Consider the following 258-nt stretch of genomic DNA (forward strand, 5'->3'; position numbering starts at 1 on the left):
TGGCACCCTGTCGGGTGCGGAGGGAGTGTCTTTGCGGGAGTGCCTATCTCGGACAAGTCGGACGCCGCAATGGAGCACCCGAAGGGTGCCATTCAGCTAGCCCCCGGTCGAGGCTCGCAGAGCCGAAGACCGGCGGGTTACGGTTGCCCCAAATCCCACGACCCTTGTGGTCGCACCTACATAGGCTTGTTCGACCACAAGGGTCGATAACGTTACCATGCCTATTTCCCGCTGGTCGTTCGGGGGCGTTTGCCCCCT

1 protein-coding gene is annotated in these 258 nt (G+C 62.4%); it reads left to right on the plus strand.

Annotated elements, in window-relative coordinates:
* The coding region (locus tag HMPREF3027_RS09720) for a hypothetical protein (protein ID WP_210400700.1) at positions 1 to 210 on the plus strand (210 nt) is incomplete at its 5' end.
* Positions 211 to 258: the final 48 nt, after the last annotated feature.

Source organism: Porphyromonas sp. HMSC077F02 (genome assembly GCF_001815465.1).
Lineage (GTDB): Bacteria > Bacteroidota > Bacteroidia > Bacteroidales > Porphyromonadaceae > Porphyromonas_A > Porphyromonas_A somerae.